This is a genomic window from Pseudarthrobacter sp. C4D7 (assembly GCF_013359725.1).
GTDB lineage: Bacteria > Actinomycetota > Actinomycetes > Actinomycetales > Micrococcaceae > Arthrobacter.
In genome coordinates this window covers 1-21,958 of the sequence record NZ_JABFMW010000039.1, presented here as the reverse complement: position 1 = coordinate 21,958, position 21,958 = coordinate 1, and the positions used below count along the sequence as shown (strand labels likewise).

The 21,958-nt window shown below is 65.6% G+C and carries 21 protein-coding genes; 17 read left to right on the top strand and 4 right to left on the bottom strand.

Features of this window, described 5'->3' with window-relative positions; translation table 11 throughout:
• The first annotated feature begins 1 nt into the window (after position 1).
• From HNO81_RS18520 to HNO81_RS18505, 4 genes are all read left to right on the top strand, one after another.
• A complete protein-coding gene (locus tag HNO81_RS18520; RefSeq protein WP_175319564.1) occupies positions 2 to 469 on the top strand; it encodes an SRPBCC family protein in 468 nt (155 codons plus the stop codon).
• 8 nt (positions 470 to 477) lie between these two features.
• Positions 478 to 822 (top strand): DUF1801 domain-containing protein, encoded by a 345-nt coding sequence (locus HNO81_RS18515; RefSeq protein WP_175319563.1) that lies wholly within the window; start codon positions 478 to 480, stop codon positions 820 to 822.
• A 236-nt stretch (positions 823 to 1,058) separates the two neighbouring features.
• Positions 1,059 to 1,445 (top strand): VOC family protein, encoded by a 387-nt coding sequence (locus HNO81_RS18510; RefSeq protein ID WP_175319562.1) that lies wholly within the window; start codon positions 1,059 to 1,061, stop codon positions 1,443 to 1,445.
• Positions 1,446 to 1,598: 153 nt separating this feature from the next.
• A complete protein-coding gene (locus HNO81_RS18505; protein ID WP_175319561.1) occupies positions 1,599 to 1,952 on the top strand; it encodes a cupin domain-containing protein in 354 nt (117 codons plus the stop codon).
• A 2-nt stretch (positions 1,953 to 1,954) separates the two neighbouring features.
• On the opposite strand, the gene HNO81_RS18500 is transcribed toward HNO81_RS18505, so the two are convergent.
• Positions 1,955 to 3,211: an MFS transporter gene (locus tag HNO81_RS18500; RefSeq protein ID WP_175319560.1), complete on the bottom strand. Its 1,257-nt coding sequence runs from the start codon at positions 3,209 to 3,211 to the stop codon at positions 1,955 to 1,957.
• Positions 3,208 to 3,669 (bottom strand): MarR family winged helix-turn-helix transcriptional regulator, encoded by a 462-nt coding sequence (locus HNO81_RS18495; RefSeq protein WP_175319559.1) that lies wholly within the window; start codon positions 3,667 to 3,669, stop codon positions 3,208 to 3,210. The genes HNO81_RS18500 and HNO81_RS18495 overlap by 4 nt, the downstream gene beginning before the upstream one ends.
• Positions 3,670 to 3,873: 204 nt before the next feature.
• On the opposite strand from HNO81_RS18495, the gene HNO81_RS18490 reads away from it, so the two are divergent.
• From HNO81_RS18490 to HNO81_RS20500, 7 genes are all read left to right on the top strand, one after another.
• Positions 3,874 to 4,311, top strand: a complete 438-nt coding sequence (locus tag HNO81_RS18490) for a DUF3592 domain-containing protein (RefSeq protein ID WP_371818312.1) — start codon at positions 3,874 to 3,876, stop codon at positions 4,309 to 4,311.
• Positions 4,312 to 4,377: 66 nt separating this feature from the next.
• A complete protein-coding gene (locus HNO81_RS18485) occupies positions 4,378 to 4,980 on the top strand; it encodes a heme-binding protein (RefSeq protein ID WP_175319557.1) in 603 nt (200 codons plus the stop codon).
• Between the two features lie 346 nt (positions 4,981 to 5,326).
• Entirely contained in the window at positions 5,327 to 7,414 is a 2,088-nt protein-coding gene (locus HNO81_RS18480) for a beta-galactosidase (protein ID WP_175319556.1), read from the top strand.
• Positions 7,415 to 7,423: 9 nt separating this feature from the next.
• Entirely contained in the window at positions 7,424 to 8,404 is a 981-nt protein-coding gene (locus HNO81_RS18475) for a sugar ABC transporter permease (protein ID WP_175319555.1), read from the top strand.
• 83 nt (positions 8,405 to 8,487) lie between these two features.
• Positions 8,488 to 9,357, top strand: a complete 870-nt coding sequence (locus tag HNO81_RS18470; RefSeq protein ID WP_175319580.1) for a carbohydrate ABC transporter permease — start codon at positions 8,488 to 8,490, stop codon at positions 9,355 to 9,357.
• A gap of 6 nt (positions 9,358 to 9,363) precedes the next feature.
• Positions 9,364 to 10,998 carry an extracellular solute-binding protein gene (locus HNO81_RS18465; RefSeq protein ID WP_175319554.1) on the top strand — a complete coding sequence of 545 codons (1,635 nt, stop codon included), beginning with the start codon at positions 9,364 to 9,366 and terminating at the stop codon, positions 10,996 to 10,998.
• Positions 10,999 to 11,046: 48 nt separating this feature from the next.
• A complete protein-coding gene (locus tag HNO81_RS20500) occupies positions 11,047 to 12,021 on the top strand; it encodes a hypothetical protein (protein WP_371818311.1) in 975 nt (324 codons plus the stop codon).
• A gap of 22 nt (positions 12,022 to 12,043) precedes the next feature.
• Here HNO81_RS20500 and HNO81_RS18450 read toward each other — a convergent pair whose 3' ends face one another.
• On the bottom strand, positions 12,044 to 14,431 hold the full coding sequence (locus tag HNO81_RS18450; protein ID WP_175319553.1) for a glycoside hydrolase family 3 N-terminal domain-containing protein: 2,388 nt from the start codon (positions 14,429 to 14,431) through the stop codon (positions 12,044 to 12,046).
• 276 nt (positions 14,432 to 14,707) lie between these two features.
• On the opposite strand from HNO81_RS18450, the gene HNO81_RS18445 reads away from it, so the two are divergent.
• The 4 genes from HNO81_RS18445 to HNO81_RS18430 are packed head-to-tail and all read left to right on the top strand — an operon-like array spanning position 14,708 to position 18,634.
• Complete coding sequence (locus HNO81_RS18445; RefSeq protein WP_175319552.1) at positions 14,708 to 15,838, top strand: Gfo/Idh/MocA family protein; 1,131 nt, start codon at positions 14,708 to 14,710, stop codon at positions 15,836 to 15,838.
• 24 nt (positions 15,839 to 15,862) lie between these two features.
• Positions 15,863 to 16,837, top strand: coding sequence for a PmoA family protein (locus tag HNO81_RS18440; RefSeq protein WP_175319551.1), 975 nt, complete (start codon positions 15,863 to 15,865; stop codon positions 16,835 to 16,837).
• Positions 16,838 to 16,839: 2 nt separating this feature from the next.
• Positions 16,840 to 17,574: a cupin domain-containing protein gene (locus HNO81_RS18435; protein WP_371818310.1), complete on the top strand. Its 735-nt coding sequence runs from the start codon at positions 16,840 to 16,842 to the stop codon at positions 17,572 to 17,574.
• A 34-nt stretch (positions 17,575 to 17,608) separates the two neighbouring features.
• A complete protein-coding gene (locus HNO81_RS18430; protein ID WP_175319550.1) occupies positions 17,609 to 18,634 on the top strand; it encodes a LacI family DNA-binding transcriptional regulator in 1,026 nt (341 codons plus the stop codon).
• 27 nt (positions 18,635 to 18,661) lie between these two features.
• Here the strand turns inward: HNO81_RS18430 and HNO81_RS18425 are convergent, their stop codons facing one another.
• Positions 18,662 to 19,054, bottom strand: a complete 393-nt coding sequence (locus HNO81_RS18425; RefSeq protein WP_175319549.1) for a VOC family protein — start codon at positions 19,052 to 19,054, stop codon at positions 18,662 to 18,664.
• 272 nt (positions 19,055 to 19,326) lie between these two features.
• Here HNO81_RS18425 and HNO81_RS18420 point away from each other — a divergent pair, with 272 nt between their 5' ends.
• Both HNO81_RS18420 and HNO81_RS18415 read left to right on the top strand, forming a co-directional pair.
• Positions 19,327 to 20,694: a DUF1524 domain-containing protein gene (locus tag HNO81_RS18420; RefSeq protein WP_175319548.1), complete on the top strand. Its 1,368-nt coding sequence runs from the start codon at positions 19,327 to 19,329 to the stop codon at positions 20,692 to 20,694.
• Positions 20,695 to 20,699: 5 nt separating this feature from the next.
• Complete coding sequence (locus HNO81_RS18415) at positions 20,700 to 21,512, top strand: excalibur calcium-binding domain-containing protein (RefSeq protein ID WP_371818309.1); 813 nt, start codon at positions 20,700 to 20,702, stop codon at positions 21,510 to 21,512.
• Positions 21,513 to 21,958 lie beyond the last annotated feature (446 nt).

Sequence of the window (21,958 nt, the reverse complement as noted above, 5' to 3'; positions counted from 1 at the left end):
CATGTCCACTTTTGAAGTCCGCCGCAGCGCCGTCATTCCCGCCCCCGCAGAAGAGATCTTCCCGCTGGTCAACGACTTCCATGAGTGGACGGCGTGGTCCCCCTGGGAGAGCGTCGATCCGGGCATGAGCCGCCGCTACTTCGGCAGCGGGTCAGGGGCAGGGGCCGGCTACGAATGGAGCGGCAACCGCAAGGCCGGCAGCGGCACTATGGAGATTGTGGAGTCCGTGCCCTCACGCCTCATCAGCATCCGGCTGGAGTTCACCAAGCCGTTCAAAGCGCTGAACCCGACGTCGTTCACCTTCACGCCGGCTCCTGGCGGTACCGACGTGACGTGGTTGATGACGGGCGAAAACAAGGGCCTGGGCAAGGTGTTCGCGCTGTTCATGAACATGGACAAGTTGGTGGGCGCAGACTTCGAGCGGGGACTTGCCGCGCTGGCTGCCACCGTTACCGCCAAGAAGGGCTGAGGTTCCTGGTGGGCGTGGTGGATGATGCCCTGGCCGCGCTGGAGGAACCGGACCGCAGCTGCCTGCAGCATGTGGTGGAGCTCGCCCGGTCCGTCGCGCCGGGCACTACGGAGGGGATGAGCTACGGCATGCCCGCCCTGAAACTGGACGGCAAGCCGCTGTTCGCGGCCGTCCGGGCGGCACGGCATCTCTCGATCTTTCCCTTTTCCGGTGCGGTCGTTGCGGCAGTTGCGGACCGGCTGGAGGGCTATTCCCTGTCCAAAGGGACCATCCGCTTCACCGCCGCCCACCCTGTCCCGGATGACGTGGTGGCGGACATTGTCCGGCTGCGGGCAGCGGAAATCCACAGCTAGGCGGAACGGGCTGGAACGCCGTTTAAATTGTCTATTTCGCCGCGCCGGATTCAGTTCCATAATGGCCTCGTAGACTTCGGGGACCCCGCACCGCTGGCCGCTGCCACCGGTGAAGAGGGGTTTCGGGTGGCCGCCCCGGCAGTCGGCGGAAAGGACGGCCACGAGGCCCGGCGGGGGACGGCCGGGCTGTTTTCGGGGGAGAGCGCGCCATCGCAACCGCATTGAAGGTGTTTGTCATGCTCAAAGATATGGAACTCATGGCTGTCCTGCCTGCCAAGGACATCGACCGCGCCAGGGAGTTCTACCGGGACAAGTTGGGCCTTGAACCGGCCCAGACCATCGAAAACGAGAACCTCATCTACCGGTGCGGCAAGGGAACGGGCTTCCTCCTTTACCGGACGGACAACGCCGGTTCCGCCAGGAATACCCAGATGTCCTGGGGCGTGGATGACGTCGATAAGGAAGTGGAGGAGCTGCGGGCCCGCGGCGTGGTTTTTGAGGACTACGACATGCCTGGCCTGAAAACCGAAAACGGCATCGCCACCATGGAAGGCATGGGCAAGGGGGCCTGGTTCCTGGACAGTGAAGGCAACATCCTGAACATCTCCTCGATCCCATCCTGACGGCCAGGGCGCCCAGCCTCAGGTTCAGCCAGGGAAAATACGACGCCGGCACACGCCGCCCGAAGCACCCGCACCCGGGTGCCTTGAATCGGCGGGCCGGCGCCGCCGTCGTCAGCTGTTCCCGTCAAGGGACCGTGAAGGGAAGGAAGGGCAATGGGAGGGGAAGAGGCGGTGCCGGAGACGAAGGGAGTCTCGGTGCAGCTGCTGGCAACCGTGGACCTTGGCGGCGAGATCGAGGGCATGGATGGCCGGCAGCTGCGGATGCGGATGGTGACCATCGCGCCGGGCGGAGTGTTTGGGCCGCTGCACCATCATGCAGGCCGCCCCGGCACGGTCTACATCCTCCAGGGGACCATTACCGACCACCGGGACGGGGTGGCCACCGATTACGGGCCGGGTGTGGGCTGGCCCGAGGACCGGAACACGCTTCACTGGCTGGAAAACCGTGGCACCGTTCCGGCGGTGGAGGTCTCCGTGGACATCGTGGGCCAACCGCCGCAGCAGTGAGCTCAGACCGCGGGCTCGCGGCGGCCGAGGGCCATCCTTAGCGCGCCGCGCAGCGTGAGCCGGTTGCGCCTGGTCACCGTGATCACGGCCGCGATTCCTGCGAGCAGCACCACGATCCCTCCTGCCGCGACGGACCAGCGGGCGCCGAATTCGCTGCCGATCCAGCCCACCAGCGGAGACCCGATAGCGGTGCCGCCCTGGAGGATGGCCAGGTACAGGGCCAGGACCCGGCCGCGGAACTGTGGCTCCACAGAGAGCTGGATGCTGGTGTTGCAGCTGTTCAGGAAGGTGATGGAGGCCAGGCCAACCGGAATCAGGATCGCTGCGTACACCCAGAAGGACGGCGCAATACTGCCCAGGATGGTGAAGACCCCCAGCCCCAGCGCGCCGCCCAGCAGGAACCGCAGCCGCGGTCCGGACCGGCGCGCCGCCAGCAGGGCCCCGGCCAGCGTGCCCACCGCCATGATGGAGCCCAGGAGCCCGAATTCACCCGGACCCATACTGAATTCAGTGGTGGCCATCAGCGAGTTGATGACCGGGAAGTTCATGCCGAACGCTCCCAGGATGCCTACCAGGACCATGATCAGCATCAGGTCCGGCCGGCGCCGCACGTAACGGATGCCCTCGGCCACCTGGTGCTTACTCCGCTCTCCCTTGGCAACGGGTGCAGGCTGCGTGGTGCGGATCCGGAACAGCGAGACCAGGACCGCGGCGAAGCTTGCGGCGTTCAGGAGGAACACCGGGCCGGTACCCACCCAGGCGATCAGCACGCCGGCGATCGCAGGGCCAGTGAGCCGGGCGGTGTTGAAGGACGCGGAATTGAGCGCCACTGCGTTCGAGATGTTGTCCTGGCCCACCAGTTCTGACACGAAGGCCTGCCGGGCAGGGGCATCGACGGCGCTGGCCAGGCCCAGGCAGAATGCGGCCACGTAGGCATGCCACAGCTGGGCGGTTCCGGTGACTACCAGGAGTCCGATGGCAAGGGCGGTGAAACCCATGGCCAGTTGCGTCCACATAAGGATGATGCGCTTGCGGTAGCGGTCCGCCAGCACTCCACCGTAGGGGCCGAACAACAGCATGGGCAGGAACTGCAGGCCCGTGGTGAGGCCCACGGCGGCCCCCGAGTGGTCCGTGAGGACGGTGAGGACCAGCCAGTCCTGGGCTACGCGCTGCATCCAGGTGCCGATATTTGAGACGATCGCGCCGCTGGCCCAGATGCGGTAGTTGGGGTTTTCCAGGGCCTTGAACATCGCGCTCACTTGGCGCTCATTTCCTGCATGATGCGGGCGGCGCGGCTGAGGGTGAGCCGGTCTTCCTCGTTGAGTCCGGCCACGCGCTGGGCAAGCCACGCGGTGCGCTGGCTGCGGGCCTCGGCCAGGACGTTCCGGCCGGCACTGGTGATGTCCACGCGGACCTGCCGGCCGTCGTCGGGATCTGCGCTCCTGGTGACGAAGCCCTGGTCAGCCAGGGCGTTGACGATCCTGGTCATGGAGGGTGCCTGGACGTGCTCGCTTTTGGCGAGGTCACGCAGGGTCCGGGGGCCGCTTCCGCTCAACAGGGCCAGCACTGTGTACTGGCCGGGGGTAATGGCATCGCCGGTTGCCTCGACGCGGAGCCGGCGCGATGTGCGCATCACGGCGGTGCGCAGGTCGATGGCGAGGATATCCGGGTCGGTGGGTCTGGTGGTTTCAGTGTTCGTGGTTCGGGTGGCTGACATATAAGCGGGTGCGCCTCCTGCGGATGTTCATTAGCACTGCTAATTAGTTCTGCTAACTATTATGCTGCGCCTGCTGATCAAAGGGCAAGGCCGGGGGCCGTGGGCTTGGCAACATCTTCCGGCAGAATGGGAGCCGTGACTGGGCGCAGAATTGATGGACACCGCAGACCTCCGTTGTCGTGGAAGGGCAGACTGAACCTGGCGGTGACCCTCCTGGTCCTCTGCCTGGGCCCGGTGCTCATCGTGGCGGGCATCGTCATGACCAACGCGGACGAGGATTTGGCGCGCACCGGAGCGCAGGCCACCGGAACGATCGTCCGCTTTGACGACGTCAACAAGGCGTCGAAGCGGCGGATCACCGTGGACTTCGAAGCGGCGGACGGGTCGCCGCACAGGACGTTCGCGGCAGTGGACCACGACCAGCACCCAGTGGTGGGCGGCGAGGCGACGGTGGTTTATGCCCAGGACGACCCCGGGCGGACGGTGGTGGTGGGCTACGAGAGTGACGGCGTGTGGTTCCTCGGAGCTGGAGTTGTCCTGACCTTTATCTTCGGCGGCATTGGGGTTCTTGCCGCCATAATCCGCGGAGTTGCCGCCGTGCGGGGCAATCTTCGGCGCCGTGCCACCAGGCGCGTCGTCTGACCGCTGGCCCGGAAGGGTTGCCGGGGCTGGCAGCGCCGGCTCCGCCGGCGTAGTCTCTGGTTGACTATGACCGAACAGCAGCCTTTCGAGTTGGTCCGGCGCTATCCACACTTTGAACTGCGCCGGTACCCGGATTATGTGGTGGCCGAAGTAACGGTCAACGCAGACTTTGACCGCGCCGGCAACGCGGCATTCCGGTATCTCTTCAACTACATCAGCGGCAGCAACACCGCCCGGCAGAAGCTTGCCATGACCGCTCCGGTGCTGCAGGAAGCCGGGGCCGAAAAGCTGGCCATGACAACGCCCGTCCTCCAATCAGGTCCGCTGCCCGGCGCGGGGCAGCCCGCCGAATTCTCGGTGGCCTTTGTCCTGCCCGCCGGCGTGAGCGCTGAAACCGCTCCGGTGCCCAATGATCCCAAGGTCCGGGTCCGCGCGGTGCCCGGTTCCCTGGCCGCAGTGCAGGCTTTTTCGGGCAGCGGATCTGCGGCGGCTTTTGAGCGGCGGAACAACGGCCTCCAGGCGGCGCTCCTCCTGGCCGGGCTTACGCCTGTGGGCGCACCGCGCTTCGCCCGCTTCGACCCGCCGTTCAAGCCGTGGTTCCTGCGCCACAACGAGGTTGTCCAGGATGTAGCGGAGCCCCGGGCCGGCGGGGCGGCCCCGGCGCCGTAGCCCCCGCCCTGCCGGGCGCACGTCCGGCAGGGATGCCCACGCGTCGCGGCCCGCCTGCCGGGTTCGCGGCGGTGGCTGCACCGCGCGGATCGTTGCCCCTCCGATAGTTTCCTTGACGGCGCGAAATTCCAACACCGGCGTCTCTTGCCGCGCAACTGCGCCTGACCCTCCATTTCCGGGAATATTCGGCCCTCCTTGGCCCCAGGCGGACTTTCCGCGCGCCAAATAGTCCGCTCCCAGTTGGCTGAACCTGTTGTTATTGCTGAAACTTTACGATAGTTTCTCACTGTGATGCAGGTCGCACCGGTGGGGATCCCGCGGCCAACATGCCTACCAGAGGACAATGATGACCAGCGAGCAGAGCAGCAGTACCTCCCGGCAGCGTTTGAAACGCCTGCATGAACGGCTTGGCGGGATAGCCTACGGCGGCGACTACAACCCCGAACAATGGCCCCGCGAGGTGTGGGACGAGGACGTGCTTCTCATGAAGGAAGCCGGAGTCAACCTGGTCACCCTGGCGGTCTTCTCCTGGAGCAGGCTTGAACCGGCGGACGGCGCCTACGACTTCGGCTGGCTGGATGACATCATGGACCTGCTGCACGCGAACGGCATCGGCGTGGACCTGGCCACTCCGGACGCGGTCCCGCCGGCATGGCTGGTGGCCCAGCACCCGGACATCCTTCCCGTCCTGGCCGATGGCTCCACGTTCGGCTTCGGATCCCGCCAGCACTTCGACGTCTCGCACCCGGTGTACCGGGAAAGGTCCCTGGCCATGGCGGAAAAGATGGGGGAGCGGTACGCCGCCCACCCGGCCCTGTGCATGTGGCACGTCAACAACGAGTACGGACCCGTCTCCTACGGCCCGCACGCTGACCGGGCCTTCCGGACATGGCTGCAGGAGAAGTACGGCGACCTCGAAGAACTGAACCAGGCCTGGAGTACCGACGTGTGGGGCCAGCGCTATTCCGACTGGGGCCAGGTCAATGCCCCGGCCCAGCCCCGCACCTGGTCAAACCCCTCCCGCCGCCTGGATTACCACCGGTTCACCTCGGACAGCATGCTGGCGCACTTCAAGGCCGAGCGGGACATCCTGCGCCGGCACACCCCGGACCTGCCCATCGTCACCAACTTCATGCGCTTCTACAAGAACAACGACTACTGGGCCTGGGCCGCTGAAGAAGATGCCGCCGCCCTGGATATCTATCCGGACCCGCGGGAGGAGGATGCGCACGTCGCAGCCGCCCTGAACTTCGACCTGATGCGCTCGCTGCGCCAGGGCCAGCCGTGGCTGGTGATGGAACAGGCCACCGGCGCCGTCAGTCAGTGGCCGGTCAATGTCTCCAAGCTCCCGGGAAAAATGCGGCTGGGCTCCTTCCAGGCCATCGCACAAGGCGCAGATTCCATCCTTTTCTTCCAATGGCGCCAGGCCAAGGGCGGCACCGAACGCTTCCACTCCGGCATGGTCAACCATGCCGGACCCAACACGCGCGTTTTCAGGGAGGTCTGCGGGCTTGGCCGGGAATTGAAGAGCCTGGCCGGTATCACTGGCACCTCCACCAGCGCCAGGGTGGCCATGGTTTTTGACTGGGACTGCTGGTGGGCGCTGGAACTGGGCAACTCCCCGCGGTCCGACCTTAACTATCCGGCGGAGGTCCTCCGCCTGTACCGGCCGTTCTTCGACGCCAACATTCCCGTGGATTTCGTGGATACCAAGGCGGACCTTGGCCAGTACAGCCTGGTGGTACTGCCTGCCACCTATCTGCTGACAGACCAGGCAGCGCAGAACATCGAAGCCTACGTGGCCGGCGGTGGACGCCTGGTAGCCAGCTACCTTTCGGGCATCGTGGACCAGGACAACACCATCCGGCTGGGCGGCTACCCCGGTGCGCTGCGCAACGTCCTTGGCGCATGGAGCGAAGAAATGCACCCGCTCGCCGGGGAAGGCGAGGCCGTCAAGCTTTCGACCGCCGACGGCGGCACGGCCTCAGCCGACTACTGGACTGAGCACCTGCACACCACCTCGGCGGACGTCCTGGCCAGTTACGCATCGGGCCGGCTGGCCGGCTCACCGGCCGTCACCCGCAACAGCTTTGGCCGCGGCACCGCCGTCTATCTTTCGGCCCGGGTGGACAGCACCTTCCTGGCGGACCTGCTCGACGCCGAAAGGACGGCCGCGGGCATTCTTCCCGAACTGGACGCGCCGCTGGGAGTGCAGGTCCGGCGTCGTACGGGCAACGGCCACAGCTACCTGCTGGTCCTCAACCACAACGATGCGCCTGTCCGGGTGGACGTGGGGCCAGGCGGCACCGACGTGCTCAACGGCACCCCCGCCACCGGGGCGGTGGAGCTTGCCGCCAACGGCGTCCTGGTGCTGCAGGAAGCACCCGCAGGCACCACCACCTCAGACAACACATCCGCAGAAGACGGCCGGTAGGAGGCACTCATGGCCATGCGATTGGAAGTACCTCCCGAGGCGGTCACCCCGGAGCCGCCCCAGGCTGCGCGGAACCGCCGCAACAAACCCGGCAGCTGGAAACTGGCCATCAAGCGCGACTGGCGGCTGTACACGCTGGTGCTGCTGCCGCTGGCCTACTTTGCCATCTTCCGGTACCTGCCGATGGCCGGCAACGTCATCGCCTTCCGGCAGTTCCAGCCAGGCGGCAGCATCTTCGGCGAGAAATGGGTGGGACTGAAGTACGTCACGCTTTTCATCAACGATCCCAGCTTCTGGCAGGCCTTCCAGAACACGATCATGCTGGGCGTGCTGACACTGCTGTTCTGCTTCCCCATGCCCATCATTTTTGCGCTCATGCTCAACGAGCTTCGCTCCCAGAAGTTCAAGAAATTCGTGCAGACCGTGGCCTACCTGCCGCACTTCATGTCCGTGGTGATCATCGCCGGCATGATCCTGCAGAACTTCTCCATGACCGGCACCGTGAACCAGATCGCCAGCACACTGTTCGGCACCACGGTGAACTTCACCCAGGACGCTGCCTGGTTCCGGCCCATGTACATCAGCTCCGAGGTGTGGCAGACCATGGGCTGGGGCGCCATCCTGTACCTGGCGGCGCTGACCCGCGTGGACGAATCCCTGTACGAGGCCGCACGGATCGATGGCGCCAACCGCTGGCAGCAGACCTGGCACGTGACCCTCCCGGCCATCCGGCCCACCATCATCACGCTGCTGATCCTGAACATCGGCACGTTCATGGCCGTGGGCTTCGAAAAAATCCTCCTGATCTACAACCCGCTCAACTACGAGACCTCGGATGTCATCTCCACCTACCTGTACCGGGTGGGCCTGGAATCGTCCAACTTCAGCTATGCCGCTGCGATCGGGATGTTCGAATCCGTCATCGGCCTCACGCTGATCCTGTCCGCGAACGCCATCTCCAAGCGGCTCGCCGGAACGAGCCTGTGGTGAAAGGGGCAACCGTGAAAGAGCCGGCAGTGAAAGAGGTCCGCGTGAAAACAGCTGGCAAGGACACCGGAGTCCTGGTCAAGGACATGAAGGTTTCCCGCAGCATGCGGGTGTTCCGGGTGGCCAACCTCGCGTTCCTGCTGGTGGTGGTGTTCCTGACGATGTACCCGTTCCTGAACATCCTTGCCCAGAGCTTCTCCAGCGAAGGATTCATCAACGCGGGTCAGGTCAACCTGTTCCCGCTGGGGTTCAACACGGAGACGTACCAGCTGATCCTGGCGGATTCGGTGTTCTGGCGGAACTACGGCAACACCGTCCTGTACACCGTGGTGGCCACGGCCATTTCGATGGTGCTGACCACCAGCTTCGCCTACGCCATCGCCAAAAAGGACCTCAAGGGCCGCAGCGTGTTCATCGGCATCGCCGTGTTCACCATGTTCTTCAACGGCGGCCTGATCCCCAACTACGTGCTCATCACGTCGCTGGGCATGCGGGACACCTTGTGGGCGGTGGTGCTGCCCAACGCCATCAGCGTCTTCAACCTGCTGATCATGAAGTCGTTCTTCGAGAACATGCCGCGGGAACTGGAGGAAGCGGCAGCCATCGACGGCCTCACCCAGTACGGGGTCCTCTTCAAGGTGGTGCTGCCGCTGAGCAAGGCGATCGTGGCCACCATGGTGCTGTTCTACGCCGTCGCCAACTGGAACTCCTGGTTCCAGGCCTTCCTGTACCTGGACAACCCCGACCTCTTTCCAGTGACCATCTACCTCCGCAACATGATTGCCGGCGTCACCACCGCCGGCTCGGCAGGCGGCACCGCAGAGAACGTGGGCCAGATCGCCGCCAACATCCAGTCGGTGACCATCGTGCTCACCGTCATTCCCATCCTGTGCGTCTACCCGTTCGTCCAGAAGTACTTCTTTTCGGGCGTCATGCTCGGCTCCGTCAAGGAATAACCCGTTATGAAAGGAAAACCCATGATCCGCAGACGAGATTTCCTCGGCCTGTCCGCGCTTGCAGCCTTCGGCCTGGTGATGGCCGGGTGTGACTCTGATTCCGGCAGCAAAGTGGACACCTCCAAAGCACGCAACGGCGCGATGGACAGTTTTGGAGTAGGGGACACGTTCAAGGCGACGGCGCCATTGAGCTTCACGTTCCTTTTCAGCGACCAGCCCACCTATCCCTATAAGAAGGACTGGCTGCTGTTCACCAAGATGGCCAGCGACAACAACGTCACGCTGCAGCCCACCATCGTCCCCAGCAGCGACTATGAACAGAAGCGCAGTCTGCTGATCAGCTCCGGGAGCGCTCCGGAAATCATCGCCAAGACCTACCCGGGCCAGGAGAGCGCCTACGTGTCCTCCGGCGCGGTCCTCCCGGTCAGCGATTACGTGGACCTCATGCCGCATTACCAGGACAAGGTCAAGAAGTGGAAGCTGGAGCCTGAGATCGCAGGCCTCACCCAGGAGGACGGCAAGTATTACGTCCTCCCGGGCCTGCATGAGGAACTCTGGCCGGACTACACGCTCGCGTTCCGCACGGACGTGCTCGAGAAGGACGGGATCGCTGAGCCCAAGACCTGGGACGAGTTCCGCGAGGTGCTGCGGAAACTGAAGAAGAACCACCCGGACGTGGTGCCCTTCTCCGACCGCTTCAACGGCAACAGCGTGCTCAACATTGCAGGCACTGCCTACGGCACGGTTGCCGGCTGGGGCCTGGTGGACGGGCTGACTTTTGATGAGAGCAAGAAGCAGTTCGCGTTCGGCGCTGCCTCCGGCCAGTTCAAGGACCTGGTGACGTACTTCAACTCCCTGGTGTCCGAGGGCTTGATGGATCCCGAAAGCTTCACCCAGACCGATGATTCCGCCATCCAGAAGTTCACGTCGGGCAAGTCGTTCGTGATCAGTGCCAACTCGCAGAACATCATCACCTACCGCACGTCCATGGAGCAGTCCCTGGGCAAGGGCAACTTCACCGTCCGCAAGATCACCGTGCCCGGTGGCCCCGCCGGCGACGTCATCGGCGGCTCGCGGCTGGAGAACGGCATCATGCTGAACTCGTCGGTGAAGGACAAGGACAGCTTCGTGGCACTGATGCAATACATCGACTGGTTGTTCTACAGCGATGCCGGCCAGGAGTTCGCCAAATGGGGCGTGCAGGGCACCACCTACACCAAGGAGGGAAGCAAGCGGGTGCTGGCCAAGGACATCAACTTCCAGGGCCTGAACCCCGCCGGCACCAAAGACCTTCGCGTCGACTATGGCTTCTCGGGCGGCAACTTCTCCTACGGCGGCACCACGGACCTGCTGCAGTCCACGTTCAACGACGAGGAGTTGGCGTTCCAGAAGGCCATGAAGAGCAAGACCCCCAGGCCGGTGGCGCCGCCCGTGCCGTTCAGTGACACGGACCGCGAACAGGCCACGCTGGTGCTCACTCCGCTGAAGGACCACGTCAAGCAGAACACCCTGAAGTTCATCACCGGGCAGCGGCCCCTCTCCGAGTTCGATGCCTACATCAAGGAGCTGGACAGCAAGGGCATGGGCAAGTATGTAGATTTGGCCAACAAGGCGTACAAGGCCTACGCGGACAAGAAGTAGAAGGTACGACGGCGGCAGCAGGCTTCCGCCGGGACGGAAAGGCAGTTGGTGGTTCAGAAGAAGGCGGAGTACGGTGCCGGCCCCCTGTTCAGGGCGGCCGGCACGGTGGCGGGCGTCATGACGGGCTCGGCTCTGCTGGTCCTGGCCAACATCCTGCTGTTGCCGGCCCTGCTGGCTGCCCCGGCAGCCGGTGCCTGGTTGATTCCTGTGGCGCTGGTGCCTGCCGGGCCCGCCCTGGCCGCCTGCCTCTACGCCTTCAACCGGATGCTTGCCGGGCACGAGGGCCAGGTGTACCGGGACTTTATGCGCGGTTACCGGGTGAGCGGTGTCCAGGCCGTGCGGGCCTGGACACCGTACCTGCTCATCCTCACCGTGATCGCGGTGAACCTGGCTGCAGTGCCATCGCCGGGAACAGCCGGACCCGCCGCGCCGGCTCTTCGATTGGCGTTGCTGGTCCTTGCTCTCCTGGTGGGCACTGCGGCGTTCCACGCACTGCTGCTGCTGTCACGCTTCTCGTTCCGCACGCGTGACCTGTACCGCCTGTCCCTGTACAGCTTCAGCGCCCGGAAGCGGGCAGCCCTCGGAAACCTGGGCATCGTGTTCGTGACAGCCACCCTTTTGCTGGTGAGCACCGCGTACCTGTTGCCGGTCATCGCCGGCGCCGTGGTGTTCCTTTTGTGCCTGAACAGCCGGCCGCTCCTGCGGCACGTGGAAGAAAAATTCACCGCAGGAGGACAGGGGCCGGCCGGGCCCGGCTGGACCCTCCGGGGTGGGCCTGGCGTTCAGTCGGTGCGGGAAGCTGCGGCCTGGAGGGTGGCGGCGAGGTCGCGGGGACGGCTCCGGAACGGCCCGGGCCCGGTGGGGAGGTCAATGTCCTCGAAGTCCTCGAACTTTTCGACCTTGGCAAACATGGCATGGCCTGCGCGGGCCAGCGTCACCACCATGGCCTGCAGCGGGCACACCGTCCACGACGTTGGGGAACCACCCAATAACGCCAGGACGGTACACGGCCGGGGCGGGTGAAACGCCGGATCCGGTCTGCCGGTCAGCGCAGGTGGTGCGGCGTCACGGTTGCCGGCGTCAGCATCTCCCGTTCGAAGCCCACCACGCGGCGCTCGCCGTGCAGGATGATCTCGTGGGTGTGGACCTCGGAGCTGCTGGAGGTGGCCACGTGCAGTTTCACCAGCCCCGGCGTCACCACCCGCTGCAGGTCCAGGCCCGTGAAGGAGGTCCTGTCCGCGTGCACCGAGAACTCCACCCGGGCAGAGGCTCCGGCAGCAAGTTCCACGCGGGCATAGCCGATCAGCTCACGGACGGGCCGCACTACTTCGCCTACGGGATCCTCCAGGTACAGCTGCACCACTTCAGCGCCGTCGACGGACCCACTGTTGGTGACCGTGCAGGCCACGGTCACGGAGCCCGACGTGGACATGGCAGGAGCAGCAGATACGTGGCCGGAGAACTCGAAGGACGTGTATGAGAGCCCGTGGCCGAAGCTGAACAGCGGCGACGGGTCCAGGGCGCTCACGCCGGATGGACCCGCAAGACGGCTGTGCAGGTAGGTTCCCGGCTGGCCTCCGGAGCTCCGGGGAACGGAGACGGGCAGTTTTCCGGAAGGATTCACCGCTCCGGACAGGACATCCCAGAGTGCTTCGGCCCCTTCCTCGCCCGGGAAGAATCCCTGCACGATCGCCGCGGCCCGCTCTGTAAAGTCGCCCAGCGCGTAGGGCCTGCCGCTGAGCACGACCACCACCGCCCGGGTCCCGGCATCCTCCGCTGCGGCCAGCACGCTGTCCAGCATGAGGTGCTGGTCGCCCGGCAGCCGAAGGTCTGCAGCGTCGTTGCCTTCCCCGGACGTGCCGCGGCCAAAGAGACCGGCGTTGTCGCCCACCACGATCACGCAGGTGTCCACCGAAGAGGCAATCGCGCACGCTGCCGCGATCTGTTCCTCCCCGATGGCCTCGCAGGTTCCGGTGGCGGCGGTCCGCACCTGCCCGTAGCGCCGGGCGGCCGCGGCCGCCACGGTGGGAACGTCGATGCCCATGGGAACGTCAGGATGGGATGCGCCCACGTGCGCGTCGAAGGAGTAGCAGCCCAGCATGGCGAACGGATCTTCTGCCAGCGGCCCCACGACGCCAAGGGACGCCAGCGCGGCCCCGGGCAGCGGAAGGCCGGGGCCGCCGTCGTGCATCCTGTTGGTGAGCAGCACCAGGGACTGGGCGGCAATCTCCCGTGCCAGTTCCCTGTTGGCGGCAGGATCCAGGTCGATGGACCCGGCAGCAAGGACCGGGGGAGCCGGGTCGAAGCCAGGCGAAAGCAGCCCGGCTTCCTGCTTTTGCCTGAGCACCCGGCGCAGCGCGGTGTCCACCAGGCTTTCGGATACCTCTCCTGAGCGGATGCGCTCCAGCAGGGGTTTGCCGTAACAGTTTACGGTGGGCAGTTCCACGTCCACGCCGGCGGCCAGGGCCAGGGCCGCGGCTTCGCCTGCATCGGCAGCAATCCCATGGGTGACGTCCAGGAAAGCCACGCCGAAGTAGTCCGCCACCACGGTGCCGGCGAAGCCCCATTCGTCGCGCAGCAAAGTGGTCAGCAGGGCACGGTTGGCGGCCGCGGGAACGCCGTCGATGTCGGTGTAGGCGTGCATGACCGACCGTGCACCACCGTGCTTCAGGGCCATTTCGAAGGGTGGCAGCATGACGTCTGCCACCTCGCGCGGACCCATGGACACCGGCGCGTGGTTCCGCCCTGCACGGGACGCCGAGTAGCCCACGAAGTGCTTCAGCGTGGACACAATACCTGCGGCCTCCAGCCCGGATACGTAGGCGCTGGCCACCGTTCCCACCAGGTGCGGGTCCTCGCCGATGGTTTCCTCCACGCGGCCCCACCGCAGGTCCCGGACCACGTCAAGGACCGGTGCCAGTCCCTGGTGAACGCCCAGCGCCCGCATCTGCCCACCGATAAGGCCGGCCATCCGGCGCACCAGCGCGGGGTTGAAAGTGGCGCCCCAAGCCAGCGGAACGGGAAAAGCCGTGGCCTTCCAGGCGGCCAGCCCGGCCAGGCATTCCTCATGGACCTGGGCGGGAATGCCGAAGCGGGAGGCGGCCATGACCTGCTGCTGGGCAGCAGCGAGCCGGCGCGCGCCCTCAAGCGGTTCCACGGGGACCGTGCCGTACATGCGGGTGATCTGCCCCAGGCCGGAGGCAATCATCTCTTTCCAGGAGCGGTCTTCACCGGCCATCTCGTTCTGCAGGGGGGCCACGGAATCGCCCTCGGTGGAGGCATTGACCCAAACCCCCACCAGCTGCGCCAGCTTTTCCTCCAGCGTCATCTGCTGGACCAACTCATCGATGGACAGGGTTTCGACGGCGGGAGGGGGCTGGGTGCCGGAGGCGGAGGGGGCGTGGGCTTCTATTTCGGCGGCACCGCTGGTCACGGGCGTCTCCTAGGATCGTGGGAGTTTCTTAGAAACTATCAGAAACTTATGTTTACTTTCTAGGGCAAACCATTGACTCTGCCCAACGGAAATTCCTAGGGTTGAAGCTCAAGCACCATGATAGTGCGGGCACAGTCAACAGAAACTTCGTCGGCTCAACGGAAACTTTCCAAGCGCAGCGCGGGGTGAGGATTCGGAGCGCGCCACCGAAACCAGCAGGCTGCGCGTGCCTGCCCGCCTGGCTGCTACGAATTTCACTGCAACGACGGAGAGAGAATGCGGACATACAAAGTGGCCCTCGTGGGAACCGGCGGGATTGCCGCGGTTCATGCGGACAACCTGGCCAGGACCGGAGGCAGGGCCCAGCTCGTGGCGGCCTGCGACGTTGACCAGGACAGGCTGGACTCTTTCGCGGACAGGCACGGGATCCCCGGGACGTACCTCACCCTGGGCGAACTCCTGGCCGAGGCAAAACCGGATGTCGTGCACCTCTGCACGCCGCCCATGCTCCACATCGACCAGGCCATAGAATGCCTGGAGGCGGGCGTCCATGTTCTCTCCGAGAAACCCCCGGCACTCAGCCTTGCGGACTTCGACCGGCTGGCGGCGGCACAGTCCAAAGGCGGTGCCCAGTTCTCCTGTGTGTTCCAGCACCGTTTTGGGGACGCCGCGGCAGCGGCCCGGCACCTGATCGGGGGGTCCGACTTTGGCCGGCCGCTGGTTGCCCGGTGCGACACCCTTTGGTACCGGCCGGACAGCTACTGGGACCTGCCCTGGCGCGGCACCTGGGACGCCGAAGGCGGCGGCCCCACCATGGGCCACGGCATCCACCAGTTCGACCTGCTGCTGTTCCTGATGGGCCCCTGGGAAGAAGTCACTGCGCTGGCCGGCCGGCAGGCCCGGGCCACCTCCACCGAAGACCTTTCCGCCGCCCTGGTCAGGTTCCGCAACGGCGCCGTGGCCACCATGATCAACTCGCTGCTTTCGCCGCGGGAAACCTCGGATATCCGGATCGACTGCGAGTGCGCCACCGTGGAGCTGAGCCACCTCTACGGCTACAGCACGGACAACTGGACCGTGACCGGGGCGCCCGGCCATGAAGATCAGGTCGCCTCGGCGTGGAACGGGCAGCCCCTGGAACGCGGCAGCGGCCATGCCGCCCAGTTCCTGGCCATGTACGACGCCCTCGACGCCGGCCGCCCCCTTCCAGCCGGTGCGGACTCCGCGCGGCAGACGCTTGAGCTCGCTGCCGCCATTTACGCCTCAGCCTTCACCGGCCAGCCGGTACGGCGCGGCCAGATCGTTCCCGGCCATCCGTTCTACGCCGGCATGGATGGTGAGGGGCTGGGCACCCGGGTCCTGGACGCCACCGCCCTGGACCGGACCGCCGTCGACACCTCCGTTTGATTTCCACCGCCAAAGGACCCCACAGTGACCACCTCTCCCGCCACCGCCCCTTCAACCGCCGCAACGGCCCAGCTCAGCGTGGAGGATGACGGCAGCGCCCTCACCTTCACCGCTTACGGGCGGCCCATCGCCACCTACACGTACAAGCCCTCTAACCACCAGTATGAGAGTCCGCGGCCGTTCTTCCATCCGCTCACCACCATCGGCGGCGACGAGGTCACCATCTCGCGCCCCTGGGACCATGTCTGGCACAAGGGGCTCTCCTGGGCGCTGCCCAACGTGGGACCGCACAATTTCTGGGGCGGCGCCACCTACACGCGCAGCACCGAATACGCCAACCTGGACAACAACGGCGCCATGACCCACGAATCCTTCACAGGGATTGAGCAGTCCGGGGCGGCCATCACCGCCTCCGAGTCCCTCACCTGGACATCCCAGGAGGGCACGCCGGTCATCACCGAGAACCGCAGGTTCAGCATCCAACTCCTGGACGCGGATGCCGGCAGTGCCACCTCAGGGGCCTATGCCATCCTGTTCGAAACCCGGATGGTCAACATCTCCGGCGCGGACATCAGGATCGGCAGCCCCACCACGGAAGGCCGCGATAACGCAGGCTACGGCGGTCTCTTCTGGCGCGGGCCCAGGTCCTTCACCGGAGGGGAGTTCCGCAGCCAGGACGGTGTGGGAGCGGACGATTTCATGGGCACCCGCTCACCGTGGGTCGCCTTCACCGGGAAGCACGACGGCACCTGCCGGTCCTCCACCATCGCCTTCGTCGAGGATTCTTCAAACCCGGGCGCCCCCAACCAGTGGTTCGCGCGGTCATCCATCTTCGCCTGCCTCGGCTCGGCGCCCTTCTTCAGCGCGGAGGTGCCGCTGCGGGAAGGATCCCCGCTCACCTACCGCTACGCGGTGGTGGTGGCCGATGGCGCGGTGGACGCGGAGCGGGCGGCATCATTGGCCGCTGCCGCGGAGTCGGCCCTGTACAGCTGGCGGTGAGCGTGGCGTCCTCATCCTTTCCCGGGGCCACCGGCCTGTCGGAGATCAGCGTCTACGACTGGCCCGGAGCTGATGGAGCAGCCGGAGGATCGCCGCACGTGCACACGGCCTCAACCGAAGCGTACGTGGTCCTCGAAGGACGCGGCAGGCTGGAGACCCTGGATTCACGCGGCTTCACGTCCAGCCCGCTGGAACCCGGTGCCGTGCTGTGGTTCACGCCGGGCACAGTGCACCGGGCCATCAACGATTCGGGCGACCTGAAGGTCCTGGTGGTGATGCAGAACGCCGGGCTTCCCGAACACGGTGACGCCGTCATGACCTTCCCGCCGGAGTACCTGGCGGATGCGGAGGCCTACCGCCGCGCGGCGGCGCTGGAGCATCGCGACGCCGACGCCGGGCTGGCAGCCGGAGAACAGGCCGCCCGCCGTCGTCGTGATTTGGCTTTGGACGGGTACTTCGCCCTGAAGGACGCAGTCCTTGCCGCCGGGCCGTCTGCGCTGGAGGGGTTCCACGCCGCGGCCGCTCGTCTCGTGGCCGGCAGGACGGCGGAGTGGGCAGACCTGCTGGCCGGTGGAGCGGCACGGCAGGTCCAGCTGACGCAACAGCAGCTTGCTTCCCTGGACACGGCCGAAAGTATCTATCTGGCGAGCGCGCAAACTACGATGGGAAAACGGGAAAACCGCAGAATCTACGGCATGTGTGGCCGGATCCAAACGTGGGAACTTTCCGATAACTAGCACCGGGCGAAGCCCGGGTGAAAGGGCGGTCTCCATGGTGAGCAAGCAGGACACCAGGCGCGCGACGATCAGCGAGATAGCCCGCGAGGCAGGAGTTTCCGTCCCCACAGTGTCCAAGGTGTTGAACGGACACGCGCATGTGGCGGCAGAGACACGGGCGCGCGTGGAGGAGATCATCGCCAAGCGCGACTATGCCCGGCGCCCTGCCAAGCGCAGGCAGAAAGCCGGACTGGTGGACCTGGTGTTTCCCGGCCTGGGCTCGGAGTGGGCACTGGAAATCATCGAAGGTGTTGAGCGGGTAGCGCAGGATGCCGGGTACGGAACCGTGGTCAGCAGCCTGAACCTGGACGGCTCCCGCATCCGGCCGTGGCTGGCCAACCTTGCCGAGCGGAAGTCCGACGGACTGTTGATGGCCGTCTATCAATTGGACGCCAAGCAGATCCAGCGCATTAAGTCCCTGGGAATTCCGGTGGTGCTGATTGATCCGGTCGGACAGCCGGGACCCGACCTGATGACGGTGGGCGCGGCCAACTGGGAAGGCGGATACTCGGCCACCGAGCACCTGCTGCAGCTGGGGCATAAGAGGATCGCCATGATCGGCGGCCGCGAGGACCTGCAGTGCAGCAGCGCACGCGAGGACGGATATGTCTCCGCACTGCGCCGGGCAGGGGTGGCGCTGGATCCGGCCCTGATGGTTCCAGGGGACTTCTCCATAGAAGCCGGGGAAGCCGCCACCCGGAAACTCCTGGAGTTGCCGGACCGGCCCACTGCGATCTTCACGGGAAACGACGGCCAGGCCCTGGGCGCCTACCGTGCCGCCCGCGCTGCCGGCCTGCGCATACCGGAGGACCTCTCCATCATCGGGTTTGACGACATTCCGGCAGCTGAATGGGTGGAACCCGGGCTGACCACCATCCGCCAGCCTGTGGTGCAGATGGCGGAGACTGCCATGAGGGCGCTGCTCCGGCATCTGGATGGCGACGAGGAACTTCCGCAGCGGATCGAGCTGGGCACGGAGCTGGTGGTCCGGGGATCTACGGCTCCGCCGCCTGCGAAGTAATGCTGCACTGCCGCCGCGCGGCCCTTCCTACTGCCTGTGTGCGTCCCGGATGTGCTCCTGGGTCTGGCCCTGCATCACCCAGCGGTTGCCGTCGGGATCGCTGAAGTAGGCGAACAGGACGCCGCCAAGGTCCTGGACCTCGCTGATGTCGGCGCCGCGGCTGACCAGCTCGCTGCGGACCTCGGCGATGTCCGGGACAACCAGCTGGAGGCCTTCCAGGCTGCCGGGCGTCATGCTGGTCATTCCCGTGCCGATGACCACGGATGTGGGAGAACCCGGGGGAGTCAGCTGGACCACGCGCATGCCCGGAATGTGTTCCACATCGTGGTCCAGGACGAAACCGAGCTTGTCCGTGTAAAAGGCTTTTGCCCGGTCGACGTCCGCCACCGGGACCTGCACAACTTCAAGGCGCATCTGCATGCAGGCCACTCTATCTTTGGGCAATGTCCAGCGGAATAACGGCAGGAAATAACGGCGACGGCATCGGCTTTTGTTAAGAATCGGCACCTAATTGCGACAGCTTTGCATCAAGGTCGCATCAAGACTGCCTGAATATTGGCCGAGGGTTTTGGGCTGCCGGGAATAAGAGCCGGAAGGGGGCATAGGCTCGACGGCGATGGGTTTCCGGGCTTAGCAGCAGGCCCGGGACATACGGGGCATCGTTTTGCGGGCCTTTCATATCTGGGGAATTAATGTCCGACTACGAAACCCTTCTGGGGTTTGTTCCGTCCGCTCCGGCACCGAAGCCGCCACGGAAACCACGCTATTCAACGTTTATCGTCGGGGCGATTACTGCGTTCTTCATGCTTTTGGCCGGAATAGGCAGTGGATTTGGCGGGGCCCTGGTTGTCCTGGCCATCCCGCTGGCACTCACCGGCCCCTACGTCCTTCTGACAGGCCGCCGGTCCTGGGCCTGGCTGCCCGCCAAGCGGAAAGCCGGAGCAATTGCCATGGCAGCCTCTTTGGCACTCTTCACCGGTGGCGCTGTCGCCATGCCGCGGGTTGCCTCGGCGGACCTGCAGGCCGCCTCAGCGGAGGGCACGGCCAAGGCCGCTGAACCCGCAGCGAGCCCGACCGCCGCGGCCAAGGCGACGCCGTCGTCCACGCCAAGTGCCACTGCCACCGCCACGGGGGAGCCACTTGACCCGGAGGACCCTTACATTCTTGCGGCCGGCGTCACTGCGACCGCACCTAATGCGCAGCCCGCCTACGCCACCAAGGCGCTGGACCTGCTGGCGGCCCTCCCCATCAAGGGGCGCGCGCCCAAGACCGGATACGACCGGGCACAGTTCGGCCAGGCCTGGGCGGATGTGGACCGGAACGGCTGCGATACCCGCAATGACATCCTCCAACGCGACCTCACTGGAATCGTGTTCACGAACAGCGTGCCGTGCAAGGTGCAGTCGGGAACCCTGGCCGATCCTTACACGGGGAAGACCATCAGCTTTGTCCGGGGTTCGGCCACCAGCAGCGCCGTGCAGATCGACCACGTGGTGGCCCTGAGCGACGCCTGGCAGAAGGGCGCCCAGCAGTTGACCGCCGAACAACGGACGGCCTTCGCCAATGATCCGCTCAACCTGCAGGCCACCGACGGGCCCACCAACCAGCAAAAGGGCGACGGCGATGCAGCCACCTGGCTGCCCCCGGCGAAGGGCTTCCGGTGCGGTTACGTTGCGCGGCAGGTTTCGGTGAAGGCGACGTACGGGCTCTGGGTCACCCAAGCGGAACACGATGCCATTGCCCGGATCCTTGGCGACTGTGCCGGGCAGTTGGCGCCGACAAACCAGGAGGCTCCTGTTGCGGCTGCCGCGGCACCTGCCCCGGCCCCCGTTGCGGCCGCACCGGCACCGGCACCAGCGGCCGTGGCTCCGGCACCTGCACCCGCCGCCCCCGTCCCTGCGGCGCCCGCGCCGGTGGTCCCCGTCCCTGCGGCACCGGCTGCCGCCTACTATGCCAACTGCGCGGCGGCTAGGGCTGCCGGAGCTGCGCCGCTTTACGCGGGACAGGCGGGTTACCGTCCTGCCCTCGATCGGGACTCGGACGGCATTGCCTGCGAGTAGGCACGTTGCTTTCCGGCATTCCAGAACCTGATTTTTTACCACCATCACCAGCAATCCCAGGGGGAAACATGAAAGAAGACACCGTTCCGGTGACGGGCAGGATGAAGGCGTCACTAGCATTGGTGCTGCTGACCGGCCTCATGCTCACAGGCTGCGGCGGCAAGCAGGCGGCGACGCAGCCCGTGGCAGCCGCCACCGCAACCGCCACTGCCGTCTCGCAAACGACCGAAACCGTTGTTGTGCCAGCCGTTGTGAATCTGACGTTGGACAAGGCCACGGACCAGTTGAAGAAGCTCGGGTTCAACGTAGAGTCCGTGGACACCGCCAAGGGCAAATCGATCATCATGAAGAGCAACTGGCAGGTGATTTCCCAGGATCCGGCCAACGGCGCACAGGCGGCCAAGGGCTCCACGGTCCATCTCGGCGTCAAGAACCTCGACGACGTGGCAGCGGAGAAGGCCGCCGCCGAGAAGGCAGCAGCTGATCAGGTTGCAGCGGAACAGGCAGCAGCCGCGAAGGCCGCCGCTGATAAAGCCGCAGCCGAGAAGGCAGCCGCCGATCAGGCTGCGGCGGCAAAAGCTGCCGCGGATCAAGCGGCACGGGATGCGGCTGCCAAGGCGGCCGCGGAGCAGCAGGCAGCACAAAAGTTTGTCCAGGCGCCAGCGCCAGCGCCGGCACCTGCACAAGTGCCAGCAGCTGCCTACTACGCCAACTGCACCGCCGCGAAGAATGCCGGCGCTGCCCCGCTTTACAGGGGGCAGCCGGGCTACAGCTCTTCCCTTGACCGGGATGGCGATGGTGTTGCCTGCGAGCGATAGGCGAATCTGGCAGCACTGAGACAGGCTGTGGACATTTCCCTTTCGGACGTGTCCACAGCCTGTCCTTTTGATGGCTGCGGCGGCAGCGGTGCGGGTGTGTGGCAGCACACAGAGGGGAATTACGACGCCGGCAGAAGGCCCGGGTGCCTTCAATGACCTTCCTGCCCCGGGATTTCGCGGAATCGACACCTCCTGAGGCCCGATTTGCGGTGGGGGTTGTGTGGGGGTATTGTTTTCTGAGTCGCCGCCGCTGATGCGGAAAGATAGCGGCCAACCCCCCTTTTTGAACGGCCTGGAATACGGTCCGCTTTTATGCGTGCTGTTGTTGGGTGGGGGCTGATCCTGAAGGGTTGTGGGTCACGGAAACGTGGTTTGCAAAGCCGGATGGGATCGGGTAAGTTTGAAAAGTTGCTCCGGAGCGATCCTGAACGTTGGTTTGGGTGGTG

Excerpts from the sequence above, each read along its gene's own strand:
- HNO81_RS18465 (WP_175319554.1), top strand. The coding sequence starts at position 9,364 with ATGAAAGGAAAACCCATGATCCGCAGACGAGATTTCCTCGGCCTGTCC.
- HNO81_RS18430 (WP_175319550.1), top strand. The coding sequence starts at position 17,609 with ATGGTGAGCAAGCAGGACACCAGGCGCGCGACGATCAGCGAGATAGCC.
- HNO81_RS18470 (WP_175319580.1), top strand. The coding sequence starts at position 8,488 with ATGAAGGTTTCCCGCAGCATGCGGGTGTTCCGGGTGGCCAACCTCGCG.
- HNO81_RS18510 (WP_175319562.1), top strand. The coding sequence starts at position 1,059 with ATGCTCAAAGATATGGAACTCATGGCTGTCCTGCCTGCCAAGGACATC.
- HNO81_RS18420 (WP_175319548.1), top strand. The coding sequence starts at position 19,327 with ATGTCCGACTACGAAACCCTTCTGGGGTTTGTTCCGTCCGCTCCGGCA.
- HNO81_RS18485 (WP_175319557.1), top strand. The coding sequence starts at position 4,378 with ATGACCGAACAGCAGCCTTTCGAGTTGGTCCGGCGCTATCCACACTTT.
- HNO81_RS18480 (WP_175319556.1), top strand. The coding sequence starts at position 5,327 with ATGACCAGCGAGCAGAGCAGCAGTACCTCCCGGCAGCGTTTGAAACGC.
- HNO81_RS18520 (WP_175319564.1), top strand. The coding sequence starts at position 2 with ATGTCCACTTTTGAAGTCCGCCGCAGCGCCGTCATTCCCGCCCCCGCA.
- HNO81_RS18475 (WP_175319555.1), top strand. The coding sequence starts at position 7,424 with ATGGCCATGCGATTGGAAGTACCTCCCGAGGCGGTCACCCCGGAGCCG.
- HNO81_RS18495 (WP_175319559.1), bottom strand. The coding sequence starts at position 3,669 with ATGTCAGCCACCCGAACCACGAACACTGAAACCACCAGACCCACCGAC.
- HNO81_RS18445 (WP_175319552.1), top strand. The coding sequence starts at position 14,708 with ATGCGGACATACAAAGTGGCCCTCGTGGGAACCGGCGGGATTGCCGCG.
- HNO81_RS18425 (WP_175319549.1), bottom strand. The coding sequence starts at position 19,054 with ATGCAGATGCGCCTTGAAGTTGTGCAGGTCCCGGTGGCGGACGTCGAC.
- HNO81_RS18505 (WP_175319561.1), top strand. The coding sequence starts at position 1,599 with ATGGGAGGGGAAGAGGCGGTGCCGGAGACGAAGGGAGTCTCGGTGCAG.